Source organism: Paenibacillus sp. MY03 (assembly GCF_002165585.1).
Taxonomy (GTDB): domain Bacteria; phylum Bacillota; class Bacilli; order Paenibacillales; family Paenibacillaceae; genus Pristimantibacillus; species Pristimantibacillus agaridevorans.
Genome location: NZ_MXQD01000007.1, coordinates 289,268 through 302,507, shown reverse-complemented (window position 1 = coordinate 302,507; position 13,240 = coordinate 289,268). Strand labels below are relative to the sequence as shown.

Below are 13,240 nucleotides of genomic sequence, written 5' to 3'. Positions count from 1 at the left end.
ATGACGGGCCTGGATACAAGATTATTGCATTTGATCGGATATATTCCGAACAGCTACTGGGATGAAAAGATTACGAGAAAGCCGAGCTATTGGACGGAGAGAATCATTGCCCAGCTCGTATTTGCCCGTGAGATGTCGAAGGTTAACGATAATGGATTCGATTCCGTGATCGAGCCGGTTGTTAGCTTATTGGAGCATGAATTAAAAGAAGAAGGCGCCATAACCAAAAAAATCGTCCTCAAGTCGGAAGCCATGCTTGCTCCCCTGCAGGAGGCGGCAAAAAAATACCGCATTCTTAGCGTAGCCCATGCCCATATCGATATGAACTGGAAATGGCCATGGCACGAGACGGTATCCGTTGTTCTCGATACTTTTAAGACGATGCTGAAGCTGCTTGAAGAATACCCCGACTTTCGATTCTCTCAATCGCAAGGGGCCATCTATCATATTGTAGAGAAATACGATCCAGAGATGCTGGAAGAAATCAAGACGAGAGTTGCCGAGGGGCGATGGGAGGTTACGGCCTCCCATTGGGTAGAAGCGGACAAAAACATGCCGAGCGGAGAAAGTCTGGTTAGGCAGATCCTGTATAACAAACGATACTTATCCTCCTTATTCAACCTGGACATGGATCAATTATCATTGGATTTCGAGCCGGATACGTTTGGACATAGCTTGCACGTTCCCGAGATCTTGTCTGGCGGCGGAGTAAACTATTATTATCATTGCCGGGGAAGCGAAGGTCCGCTTCTATATCGCTGGGAAGCGCCGTCCGGACAATCGGTTATCGCATACCGTGAACCCACTTGGTATAGCGATTATGTACAAGCGATCATCGGTGCTTACGTTCCCGATATTTGCAGACAAACGGGATTGGACACCTATCTTTATGTATATGGAGTAGGGGATCATGGCGGAGGTCCGACCAGGCGCGATCTGGAGCGTTTGCTCGACATGCGGGAGTGGCCTGTATATCCGACAATCGAATTCGGAACGTACGGGCAGTTTTTCAAGCTGGCGGAATCGGTGGCAGAGCAATTGCCGGTCGTTAGAGGCGAGCAGAACGTTGTATTTACAGGTTGCTATACAAGCCAAACGCGTATTAAGAAGGCAAACCGGTTGGGCGAAGCTGCGTTAAATGAAGCGGAAGCTTTCCGTGTCGTTGCGGGTACGGAAACGGGGATGCATTATCCCGCCCAATCCTACGAGCAGGCTTGGCGAAACGTACTGTTCAACCAATTTCATGATATATTGCCCGGCTCGGGTATTGTGGAAACGCGCGAGCATGCGCTGGGACTGTTTCAGGAAACGATGGCCATCGCGGTTGCCGGCAAGAAAAAAGCACTGGAGCGTCTAGCGGAAACTATCGACACCTCGGCGCTTGCGCAAAGCGACCATACCGAAATTGCAGAAGGCGCGGGAGTTGGCTTTGGCATGAAACGTTTCTCTATTTCTCAGGTCGAGCGGGGAAGCGGCAAAGTTCGGATCGCGCATGTGTTTAATCCGTCCTGGCAAGCGCGCGAGGAAGTTGTGGAGTGGATATTATGGGACTGGAAAAGCCCGGGCCGCTCCTTTGTAGTAAGGGATGCCGACGGGGTCGAAACGCCTCATCAAGTGATGGATCAGGGCTACCACCATTATTGGGGACACGATTATATGCGGGTGCTGTTCAAGGCGCAGGCTCCTGCATTCGGTTACAACACCTACACGCTATCGGAAGCGGAGCATGTGTATGCCCCCGCTTTCCCCAGCGATTCGCGTCTGGAAAAGCCGAAGTCCTACAGGCTCGAAAACGATGTCCTATGCGCAGAGTTTGATCCGCTGACGGCCGCGGTCGTCTCCTTATATCACAAGCCGTCCGGCAGCGAGTTGATCGATCCTAATCGGCCTGCGGGCATGTTCCGCCTCATTAAGGAAAATGCGGACCAGGACATGACCGCTTGGATTATAGCGGAATATATGAGCATGGAAAATCTCCATAGTGGAGTGAAATGGACGAAAGCTGATACCGGGGGGCTAAGACAATCTTTAGGCTATGAACTGAACTTCGGACGTTCGTTGCTTAAGGTGGTTGTCAAATTGGACGCGGGCAGCAATGCGCTGATCTATCACGTCGAGTGCGATTGGCAGGAGGTTGGCAAGAGGGGGGACAACGTACCTCAGCTTAATTTTAATTGGCCTGTGTCCTATTCTTGCTCCGAATACCAGTACGATGTTCCATTTGGTACGATTGTTCGGCAACCGATTCAGCAAGATATGCCCGCTTGCAGTTGGATACGCGGGGCTAGAGATGGGGATGACCTTCCGTCCATACAAGTCGTTACGGACAGCAAGTACGGTTTTCGGGGTGTCGACGATGCCATGGCTGTTTCGTTGATTCGGAGCTCTTTTGATCCGGATCCCTACCCCGAGCAGGGCAATCATCACCAGTTCACATTAGGAATTATCGTGCAACAGCCGATGACCAATGAACAGCGAATAACCGACGCGGATCATTTTATGCATCCGCTCACTGTACTTTCCGGTACAGCGCATGGGGGCTCGAGACCGCTTAAGGACTCTTTCCTTGAACTTATAGAGGGAACTGTAGCTTACTCGGCGCTTAAGCAGCCGGAGGAACGGGGGCAAGCGGCGTGGATCATCCGATTGTACGAGACGGATGGTTTGGCAACGAAGGTGAAGCTAAAGGTGAAACGAGAAGTCAGTCGCGTTTGTTTGGTGGATGGGATCGAGAATGAGCGGGAAGAGAAAGGGAGCATTGCGTTAGACAATCCTTTTATCGAGTTGGAAGTGAAGCCTTATCAAACAGCGGCCATCAAAATTGTTTTTGCTTAACTCAAACTGATCATCAACGGATGGAAGGCGATTTCATGACGGCTATTAATGGAAAATGGAGACGTCACCTTGCATCTGGAATACGAGCTGCCAGGGATGAGCAGTGTTACGGTTCAGTGGAAAGTGATGCGTAATGCTTCAAAAGCAACCGTTGTATTCCGAATGAACAAAGAAAATCGCTGGGAGCCCGAAAATGTGTATCTATCCCTTCCGTTTCTCCGGCAAGATGGAGAGCTATGGGTGGATAAAGCCGGAGCCGCCCTTCGTCCGTGGAGGGACCAAATTCCAGGCACATGCATGGATTACAGCAGCGTTCAAGCCGGAGTAGCCGTCATTCGCGACAATGGAGGCCTCGTTATCGGAATGCCGGATTCGCCGCTCGTCTATTTAGGGGATTTGGAGCATCGGCCAAGGCGTCTGTTCGACCCGCATGAGAATGTGAAGCCCGATGAACTCTATTCCTGGATCATGAACAACTTCTGGGAAACGAATTTCAATGCAGGCTTGGGGGGAATTTACGAATTCCGATACGTGTTGGAGTGGGGGAAGCATTTGGAGTTGCCGCAGCAAGCTTTCGAAAGATGTCAAAGCAACGTGCAAGGCTTGACGGTGGTGCGCATTTAACAGGGTTTGAGGGTTTGAGGCTATAAAGCAAGACATAGGAAGTCCATTTGATGATGGGGGGTTAAGGTATGGTTAACAAGCTCTGCCGAATCGGCCTTATGCTAATGATTGGCTCTATGTTCTTTGTATTACTCTCAGCGGGCGGCTTCAAGACGGAGTCCGTCCTTGCGGCTCCTTCCAACGAAGTTCTTATTTTAGCCCTTAAGAACCAAGTGACGGACGGGGGCAAAAAAAGCCGCGTTCAATTCTCTAGCGCGGGCTATACGATAACGAGCGGAGATTATCTCCAGTACGATGTCATGCTTGGCAATCTATTGGCCGGTGCCGGCTCCGTGGATTTGTACTTTAGCGACGGGACGTATTTAAGCGCGCAGCTTGGCCTAAGGGATCAGAATGGCGTGTCTCTGATTCCTGATTGGTTCCCATCCACGCAGCCCAATCTGTATAAGGTGGCCGCCAATCAATGGTATGAAAGAAAGATTAAGCTGCCTAGCTCCGTTGCGGGCAAAACCATCACCAAGTGGCTTCTGCATAACGCCAACAACGACAACGGCAAGGACTATGTCGTTTATTACGACAATATCAAAATAACCAACGGCTCAAATACCGTGAAAGCCGTTGGTTATGAGAATGGCAATCTTTCCGTTAACAGCATCGAAACGAATACGTTAATCGACCGCGCCAAGCTGCAGGTGGCCCATGTCCCTGCTGCCAGTACGATTCCTGCCGACCAAGCTTTGAAGTTCTGGCAGTTCAACGGAACGAATACCGGCGTCAGCAATAAATTCGTCTATTTGAAATTCTCTAACGCAGGGGCAGACAGCTACGTATTTCAGGCAGGCGATCATATTGAATATGACGTACAGCTCCATTCGCCTTGGGCAGTCGGACTGGGAGGCATAGATGTTGCAACAAGCGGAGGCTACTTGCGCGATTGGGCCTATTCCGATCAAAACGGAGTTGGCGGTCCTTGGAGCGATATGACGGCGTTCGCCTTCAACAGATGGTACCATCGCGTGATTCCGGTGCCGAGCGGGGCCATCGGAAAGACGGTAAGATGGTGGGACTTCGTAGGCGAGAATGACGAGCAAGGCGGAGTTTATTCGGCCAATTATGCCAATGTAAAGGTAACGAACGGCGCCGGCACGACCCGTCTGAATGTATATACGGGCGGACATCCATCGCTCAATGCAGTCGACATTAGCTCCGACGCAACCAATGATTTGCGTTTTGCGGTAACGTCGACTAACGAAGGACAGCCCTCTGGCGACGTGCTGCGCTTGACGACTACAAATGATGTTGATCTTGGCGCCGTCGGTCAATCCAATCTATCCAATAAATACGCATATGTGAAATTTTCCGAACAGGCTTATACGATCCAGGCCGGAGATCGACTTGAATATGATATGAAGCTGGATAACAGCAATGCCGGCTTCAAGCAATCGGCCGGAGTCGATCTAAGGTTTACGGATAACAGCTGGCTTAGGGATACGCAAAGCAGTACAGTTGTCAATCGGGTAGTAGACCAAAATGGCTACAGCGCGCACCCGGGTGTTGCAAATGATTTGTTAAGCGGCGGCAAGTGGTATCATCGGGTCATGGATTTGTCCTCGTTAGCGGGCAAAACCATTAATTTATGGGCGCTTGCGGACGAGACGGATGAAAATCACTTTACGTTTACCAGCTACTTCGACAACATTAAAATTACTCGCGGCGGAGTAACGCGGACGACGGCTTTTGCGGAAGGCAATCCTGCGAAAAACGAACTCATTTTGACTAACAAAAAGGTTTCCTATACGTTGTCGTCTGTTCCATCCGGCGGCTTCCCGAGTCCGAACAATCGGGTCGTTACTCCGTTGTTTGCGCCCGAGGACGTCCCGATCGTAAGCTTCGTCGTTACGGATACGGCTTTCGGAGCCATGGCCGACGGAACCGCGGACGATACGTACGCCATTCAGAAAGCGCTTTATGCGGCGGAAGCCGCCGGCGGCGGCGTTGTCTATATGCCAGGCGGTCAATATGCCGTAAGAGGTCACTTGTATATTCCGCCAGGGGTCGCGCTTAGAGGGGATTGGAAGAATCCCGATGACGGAGGGCTTGGAGCCGGAACGATCCTAAAAGCGTATGAAAACAAAGGAAACGCTGCGGGCAACCCGTTCATAACGATGGGTCAAGGCAGCACCGTGCAATACTTGAGCGTATGGTATCCGGAGCAGAGCATCGGATCGGTTTCGGCATACCCGCCAACCATTCAGCTTGTCACATACGGCAGTCAAATGATTCGTAATGTGACGCTGATCAATTCGTATACGGGTATTGCATCCGGGGATATATCGGCAGCGGGCTCGCAATTTACGAACCTATATGGCACTGTGCTCAGCAAAGGGATTCATCTGGGCAATTCGTGGGATATCGAACGACTGGAGAATATCAAGTTCGCACCCAACTACTGGAGCAACAGCGGACTTCCCGGCGCTCCCTCGGGCACGGGCCTGCAGACGCTCAAGAACTATATGACGGCCAATGCCGAAGGCATCGTTGCGGAGCATATCGATGGCATTTACGGCTACGATATCCATCTGCGCTCCTTTAAAACAGGCATCGTGTTCAAGCAGCTTGCCAACGCATACGGTCTGCCGACCGGCCACTTGTCCCATGTAGATATCGCGGAGGGCAATAAGGGAATAAAGGTGGACGGCATTGCCGGTTGGGGAATGACGGTTATGAACTCCAGCATCAAAGCATCTGTCGGCGCTTCACCGATTGCGATCGATATTACTTCCGGATTCAGCGGAACGACGGAGTCGTATATCGGCTTTAACACCTGTGTACTTGGCGGCGCATCCCATACGGCTGTCAAAATGAACGGCGGCGGCAATGCGGTCGCAAGCTTTCAAAATTGTACGGTGGAGAATTGGGGGAATTCCGGCGGAACCTATGCCTTTGATGTACAATCCGGAAACATCATGATAAACGACTCGACATTCCAGAAGAGCGCGAATGCGATTCATTTGGCTTCTGGAGTAAACAGTGCCTCCATTATGGGCAATAGCTTCGCTGGAGGTACTGCCGTTACGAATCTTTCCGGAAAAGGGACGGATCGCGTTTTTATTGATAATACGACCAGCTACAGCTTTAATAAAATGTCGGCAGGGGAACATGCGTATCGGAGTTCAGCTCCTAAGCCTGCTGCCACTAACTTTTACAACGTAAAAAATGCTCCTTACCTTGCAGCCGGCAATGGAACAGCCGACGATACGGCTGCCATCCAAAGCGCGCTGAACGTCGCGGGTGGTGCGGGAGGCGGCACCGTGTTCCTGCCTGCCGGACGTTACAGGATCGCGGGCACATTATCGATTCCAACAGGAGTGGAGCTGCGCGGCGTTAATGAAACGTTAAATGTATATACCATGAACAGCCGATTGGAAGTGTATTCCGGCAAAGGCAACGGCGAAGGCACCCCTGCCATAACGCTGGGTCAGGATGCGGGCGTTCGCGCCGTATCCGTCTATTATCCGGAGCAGGATGCCGAACAAATGCATCCGTACCCTTGGACCATTAGAAGCAATGGATCCGGCGCCTATGTTGTGGACACGATGCTGATCAACAGCTACAGAGGCATCGATTTCGGTCTCACGAACCAAAGCGACGGTTATTACGTCCGCAATGTGAGAGGAGCGCCGCTCAAGGACGGGATGTATTTCGGGAAGAGCGGCACGGACAGCTGGGTCGAAAACGTGCATTATAACTCCGGCTTCTGGTGGTATTCGAACGTAGCCAATAATCCCAATGTATCCGGTCCCGATCTAAGGGCGTACCGCAGTTGGGCGTATGACAATTCGGTCTTCATGAAATTCGGGGCCAACGCGAACGTGAATGCTTTGAACTTGTTCATCTACAATGCCCAAACGTCCTATCAATTCCTGGAGCAGGCAAGTGGCCGTACAAAAGGAACCTTCATTAATACCGGCTCGGATGCGGCTCGAACGGCTCTGGATATACAGCATGCTGAGAGTGTAAATGGGCTTGAGTTTATTAATCTATTCGCCTATGAACACGATTATGGTCCGAACAACATATTGATTAAAATCCCGGCGACCAATACGGGCAAAGTCCGAATTTACGGTCTGTTGCTTGCAAGCTACGGCATGGATCAGGCTTCGGTAGGCATTCGTACGTATGGTTCGAATGTAGGCGTGCAGCAAGCGCATTTCGCGGATATGAATGCTTCTAACAATTATCCGTTATTGCAAGTCATGGGCGGCAATGCCAGGTTCGAAAACATCAATCGCACGCGCAACAGCACAACGGACGCTTACGTTGCTGCAGGAGCGAATGCGAAGTTCTACGGAGGCATTTGGCGAGGCGCGTTTGATCTGGAGAATCATGCGGGAACAGGAAGCGCATCCGTAGGCAACGTGGTTAGTCATTAAGAGGAGGTTTGAACACCATCCCCGAGAGGATGGTGTTTTTGCTTTATATTTATAGATGAATTTGATAAAATGTATATACGTTATAAAAGTTATTACAGTTATAAGGTATAACTTATGGAATGCAGATCATACTTATAGAGAGGAGAATAACAATGAATGGTGTGGTCAAGATGACAAAGGATAAATCTAATGTGATGCGATATACTCGTAAAATAGGTCGAATGGGTAACAGTCTTGGAGTAAGCTTGCCAAAAGGTTTGGCTGAAAAGTTGAATGTTTCTCAAGGCGATGAGATCGAGTTTGTGGAAAATGATCATGGTGAAATTGTCTTGAAAAAGGTTCGACATGCTCAACTACCTGATAATGTAAGACCAGAAGTTCTTGAAGCGTTTTTTGACGTATTTGAAGAAGATGAAGGTATTCTTGAAGATTTAAGGGACCGATGAAATGATTATATTTCTAACTAAAGAAGAGGTTATTTCAGCCCACTATTTCATGATGCGAAAAATGAACGACGCAGATCAGTCAGGAGTGAAGGATCACGGCTTGCTAGAATCTGCGGTACATAGACCACAACAAAGTATATTTGGAGATGATGCTTATCCCTATTTATTTGACAAAGCTGCGGCTCTACTAGAGTCTCTGGTGAAGAATCATTGCTTCCACAATGGCAATAAACGAACAGCCTATTTGGTTACTAAATCATTCCTTATGATTAACGGTAAACATTTAAGGATGGATCGCGAATACGCTGTGGAGTTTATTGTGGATATCGCAAAAGGAATTCATTCGTTGGAGAGTACTGCACAGATTTTGGAAGAGTTCTCGGTTGACAAATAATTTAGGGCGTCTACTCAGGTGACATCAAAACTGCAGTTACACCCATAGATTTAAATGAGAGTATGATTTAAAGCATTTGTTTGGCATATAATACCTGAATTTGGCGGGTGAATCTGAATGAGTAATAAATTTTGGTTAGTGGTACAGTACCCTATGAAAAGTATAAAAGGCAGCCAACGTGACCACTGGTTAAGAGATAAAGTTATGGAGTACTTGGAGGTATCTCTAGCAGATGCTAACTTTGGCTATGTTAATGGCTTCGATATGGGGAAATGCATTTCCGACCCGAATAAATATGCTCTTAATATATTTTGTGTCATTACGGAAGAAGAACGGAGTATAGCCTTGGTAAAAAGAGTTTTAAGAGATAGCAGGCTTGATTATACTCGTGTAAAAATTGCTACAATGCCTTATGGAGAAGAAGGAACTTATACTTTAAAATATGCCTTTAAAAAGGGTGTTACCGATTTTTCGCTATAGCATGGTTTTGTGTTACATGTTGGCGTTACGTTGTCGCCGTATCACACCAAAGTAAGAATAAAAAGGAGCAGAAGTGATGTTTGAAATAAAATCAGATCGTTTGCGTGTTGAGATGGCTCACCCGAACGAAGTTCCCAATATAACTACGCGTTTCGACCGTGCGGGATTTATAACCGAAATCGTGCTTGATGGGGTACATCGTTTCTGCGCCACGGAGCCTAATAATCTCTCCCATCCGTCTTCCGGCGGGCGCGGGCTTTGCAGCGAATATGTATTCGATGTCAGCGCAGAGGCAAAGATAGGCGAGCCTTTTCCAAAATTCGGCGTCGGTCTTTTGAAGAAGTTCGAAGACGCGCCGTATAAGTTCTGGGAAAGACACGATGCCGAGCCGTACAACATTCGTGTCGAGGATAGCAAGGACGGCGCCAGATTCATAACGGAACCGCGATTTTGTATGGGTTATGCAATAAGCCAAAAGAAAGACGTATGGGTTAAGGATAACAGGCTCATTATGCAAATCACGGTTAAGAACGAGGGAGAAAAGCCGGTAAGCATCCGCGAATATTGCCATAATTTTCTTACCATAAATTCTATGGCCCTTGGGCCGGATTACAAGATACGAATGGATTCGATCAAAGACATGGGGAAAGACGTGCTAAACGGGCAAATAAAAGGTGATGGACATGGATTTACCTTTGCGCAATATTCACCTTCGCCTGCCTCTGTAAAGGTGCCGCTGGAAGAGATACAAATAGGCAACCCAAAAATATTTGAATGGTCGATGATAAATGAAGCCTCCGGCGCCCGTATAGACGTAAAGGACGAGATTGATATCTGCGGCATGACGATGTGGTGCGCAGATCATATCGTTAGCGTAGAAGCCTTTCATAAGCTGGAGCTTGCGCCGGGTCAAAGTAATACATGGCAGCGCACCTGGATTTTTGACAACATATGAAGCACTGTAAAGAAAGCATAAACGGCCTTATTGCACCCTTTTAATGAAGCCACCAGACTATCGGGATGAATAGGATGGAAATGACGATCCCGGTTATTCCCATCGCAAGGCCTGCGTAACTGCCAGCTTGCTCGTTATCGCGCATCAGGCGTGAGGTCCCGATGCCATGTGAAGCGGTGCCAATGGCAAGTCCAAGAGGTATGGCGCCATCCAATCGCAGCAATCGCAATAATAGCGGTCCTAGCATACTGCCGGTCAGTCCGGTCAGCACGGTCAAGACGGCTGCTAGCTCAGGCGGTTTGCCGAGGCTGCGCGAAAGCTCGACGGAAATGGCAGAGGTGGCCGATTTTGAGAGAGAAGCGATTAACAGGTCCCAGCTCCCGCCAAAAGTGAACACTAGAAACCAAGATGAAGCGATGCCGACGGCACTGCCAACCGTAATGGAGCCGACGATAAGAATAAATTGTTCGCGTATCTCGTAACGTCGTTTATAGAGGGGGACCGCAAGCGCTACTGTCGCAGGCCCGAGAAAGAACGTGATGATATCGCCGCCTTTGGTGTAAGACTCATAAGGGATATCAGCGAGGATCAGCAGCAGGATGGTTCCGCCTGAAGTAAGGAATAAGGGATGAAGCCACAACCATCGGCGTTGCAAGTGCAAGGACAACACATAGAATCCTACCGTCACAGTAACGCCAAAAATCGGGGAAGACAACAATGAATCGAGCGCATTCATTCCTTTTTCCTTCTTTCAGGCCAAAATTTTGCCGTGAGCGCAGTAGCGAGCACGACTGATAATGTTCCAAACAACAAGGACATGACTAGAGCAGACCATTCCTTCTGGAATAATGGGAAGAAAACCATTGCGCCGACAATGAGGGGGGCGAAGAAAAGCATCATATTTTTAAGCAGCCACAGGGATACGTTTTCCACCGATTCTAGCTTTACCCATCCAAGCGCAAGAGAGAGAAACAGAAGAAGAAGCCCGATCACGTTTCCTGGAAGCGGGATGCCGGCAAGCCGTTCCAAAATTGTACCTAATAATAAGAAAAAAAATAAAATGGCTATTCCACGCATAGGACCATCATCTCCAAATGAAATTGTTCCGTACTTGCCCGGCTCGAAAACGTTCAATCAACTTTAGCGCCGTAAGAAAGCGAGAACAAAACAGTTTGTTCCCTATCCATTCGAACACCCTTTAGAGCAAATGCTTTGAAATCGACACCATCCATTTTGGCGCCACGGATGTCAGCCCCCTGTAATTTCGCATTTGATAAAATCGCTCTAGTAAAATCACATTCCCTCAGATCCGCTTTTTCTAGATTGGCTTCAGAGAGATCCGCCTCGTAAAAACGAATCCCGCGTAAATCCTGTCTTGGTAATCTGGCATGTCTCAGGTTCGTGTAAGACCAGTCTCCTTTAAGAATCGTGATCCCATCCATATTTGAGCTGGAAAAGTCCGACCCCGTCATTTTGCAATTTTCAAATTTTGAAACAAAGAGATTTGCTTGGCTAAAGTTACAGTTTTCAAAAGCGGATTCCGTATGAATGGAGCCATTTAGTGATGCCCCTTGAAACTTGCACTCAATGAAGCGACAGTTTTTCGTCATTATTTCCTCTAATGCTCCGTTAGAAAAATGACAACGATTGAAGGTGCAACTAACCAATTCTCCATACCTTAGATCTTGGCTGCTAAAATTAACTCCATCATAATTTTCATTACTATATTGAAACATAATAACGCCTCCCGAGTATCGATTATCGAATAATCATTCCCATAAGCCCCACAAAAGTCGATGCCTGATGACTAGAAATCATACATCCATCTAAATCTTGAAGCTCTACGCTTAATTCGTCAAAGGTACAATCGCTAAGATCGACGCCCATTAACTTTGATCCGATCATATAAGCCTGATCAATATTGCAACGAGTAAAACATATTTTTTGAAAAGTAGAATGATAATAGTCAGCGCTTATTAATGAACAATCTTCAAAACCCGCCTGTTTAAATGTAGCGAAGCGAAAATTCGCAAAGTCCCCCAAACAGTCCAGAAAACGGACATTTTGAAATCTGCTTTGAGAGAAGCTTGTACCAATGAGCTTACAATTTCTAAATTCAATACGATGCATAAAGGAACTTGAAAAATTAACATTCGAAAAATCGCAGTTCTCGAAAACAATATCTGTGAGCTCGATTTGCTCCAACGATGACTCCGTAATGGTTACGTTTCTAAAAATCATTTTATCCATGGAAACCCTGATTGCATCCTGAGATTCAATTGTTGTATTTTCAATAACTCCATTGCTGATCTCATCTTTTGATTCTAATGAGCGAATGGATTTTGTTTCGAGTAACTCAACTAGGATTTTAGGTTGCTCAATTTTAAATTTCACATTATCCCCATCTTTCATCGGCTGATAGAACATTAGTCGGATAGTTGTACAAAGAAGAACATATGTACTATAGTACACATGTAAATAGGAAGAATCAATTAGCTGTTGGATTTAAAAAGGTTCATGAAGAGATATCGAAAATACCGCTTGTAGATCGATTAAGTAAGCCGTTTCAAATAATGGAACAATACGTGAATGACGAGGAGATAGGTGAAGTTTCACCTGAAAAAAATATAGGCATTTTAATCAGTAACAAGTGCGGAGATCCATTCATATGTTGTCATTAAAATTGGCGGAACTCATTGGGGAGGTTGGTCCTGATCTTATTCCAGTGCGAGGTTATGCTGCCAGCAATATAAAAAATGGAGGCAAGAATATGACTAATTTCCAAAATGATTTATCGAATTTAAGTGTTTCCCCAATTACGGCCAGTGAGGCGACTCCTTGGAACGTGCAAAACGAGCAACCAGCTCGTTTATGTTTCTTCAGTTGTTTTTTTAATTGCTTCTTCAGTTGTTTTAATTGCTTCAATTGTCATAACTGCCATAACTGCCACAACTGTCAAAACTGTCACAACTGCCAAAACTGCCACAACTGTCACAACTGCCATAACTGTCACCATGGAGGAAGATAAGGCGGAGAATGGCCACTGAATCAATCTGATGTACGCCCCTAAAAT

General features: G+C 47.4%; 12 protein-coding genes and 1 pseudogene. 8 read left to right on the top strand and 5 right to left on the bottom strand.

Annotated features, from left to right (window positions below):
- The 7 genes from B1748_RS08805 (at position 1) to B1748_RS08775 (ending at position 10,167) form a co-directional block, all read left to right on the top strand.
- Positions 1-2,835: a glycoside hydrolase family 38 N-terminal domain-containing protein gene (locus B1748_RS08805; protein ID WP_087567522.1), complete on the top strand. Its 2,835-nt coding sequence runs from the start codon at positions 1-3 to the stop codon at positions 2,833-2,835.
- A gap of 48 nt (positions 2,836-2,883) precedes the next feature.
- Positions 2,884-3,459 (top strand): hypothetical protein, encoded by a 576-nt coding sequence (locus B1748_RS08800; RefSeq protein WP_143810271.1) that lies wholly within the window; start codon positions 2,884-2,886, stop codon positions 3,457-3,459.
- 68 nt (positions 3,460-3,527) lie between these two features.
- Positions 3,528-7,892, top strand: coding sequence for a glycosyl hydrolase family 28-related protein (locus B1748_RS08795; protein ID WP_087567520.1), 4,365 nt, complete (start codon positions 3,528-3,530; stop codon positions 7,890-7,892).
- Positions 7,893-8,044: 152 nt separating this feature from the next.
- Positions 8,045-8,338: an AbrB/MazE/SpoVT family DNA-binding domain-containing protein gene (locus B1748_RS08790; RefSeq protein WP_087567519.1), complete on the top strand. Its 294-nt coding sequence runs from the start codon at positions 8,045-8,047 to the stop codon at positions 8,336-8,338.
- 1 nt (position 8,339) lies between these two features.
- Complete coding sequence (locus B1748_RS08785) at positions 8,340-8,732, top strand: type II toxin-antitoxin system death-on-curing family toxin (protein WP_087567518.1); 393 nt, start codon at positions 8,340-8,342, stop codon at positions 8,730-8,732.
- Between the two features lie 117 nt (positions 8,733-8,849).
- Positions 8,850-9,212, top strand: a complete 363-nt coding sequence (locus B1748_RS08780) for a hypothetical protein (protein WP_087567517.1) — start codon at positions 8,850-8,852, stop codon at positions 9,210-9,212.
- Between the two features lie 76 nt (positions 9,213-9,288).
- Positions 9,289-10,167: a hypothetical protein gene (locus B1748_RS08775; protein WP_087567516.1), complete on the top strand. Its 879-nt coding sequence runs from the start codon at positions 9,289-9,291 to the stop codon at positions 10,165-10,167.
- Positions 10,168-10,207: 40 nt separating this feature from the next.
- Here the strand turns inward: B1748_RS08775 and B1748_RS08770 are convergent, their stop codons facing one another.
- From B1748_RS08770 to B1748_RS08755, 4 genes are read right to left on the bottom strand one after another with little or no spacing between them, the layout of a single operon-like run.
- The gene (locus B1748_RS08770) at positions 10,208-10,903 is read right to left on the bottom strand and encodes an LrgB family protein (RefSeq protein WP_087567515.1); all 696 of its coding nucleotides are present in this window, start codon (positions 10,901-10,903) and stop codon (positions 10,208-10,210) included.
- Complete coding sequence (locus B1748_RS08765; protein WP_179215483.1) at positions 10,900-11,301, bottom strand: CidA/LrgA family protein; 402 nt, start codon at positions 11,299-11,301, stop codon at positions 10,900-10,902. Before B1748_RS08765 ends, B1748_RS08770 begins: the two co-directional genes overlap by 4 nt.
- Positions 11,298-11,903 (bottom strand): pentapeptide repeat-containing protein, encoded by a 606-nt coding sequence (locus B1748_RS08760; protein ID WP_087567513.1) that lies wholly within the window; start codon positions 11,901-11,903, stop codon positions 11,298-11,300. The genes B1748_RS08765 and B1748_RS08760 overlap by 4 nt, the downstream gene beginning before the upstream one ends.
- Before the next feature lie 22 nt (positions 11,904-11,925).
- Positions 11,926-12,561, bottom strand: a complete 636-nt coding sequence (locus B1748_RS08755; protein ID WP_087567512.1) for a pentapeptide repeat-containing protein — start codon at positions 12,559-12,561, stop codon at positions 11,926-11,928.
- A 98-nt stretch (positions 12,562-12,659) separates the two neighbouring features.
- Between B1748_RS08755 and B1748_RS37805 the strand changes: the two are divergent.
- Positions 12,660-12,770, top strand: a pseudogene (locus B1748_RS37805) (TetR/AcrR family transcriptional regulator); the annotation flags it as partial.
- 266 nt (positions 12,771-13,036) lie between these two features.
- Here the strand turns inward: B1748_RS37805 and B1748_RS08750 are convergent.
- The gene (locus B1748_RS08750) at positions 13,037-13,219 is read right to left on the bottom strand and encodes a hypothetical protein (protein WP_087567511.1); all 183 of its coding nucleotides are present in this window, start codon (positions 13,217-13,219) and stop codon (positions 13,037-13,039) included.
- Positions 13,220-13,240: the final 21 nt, after the last annotated feature.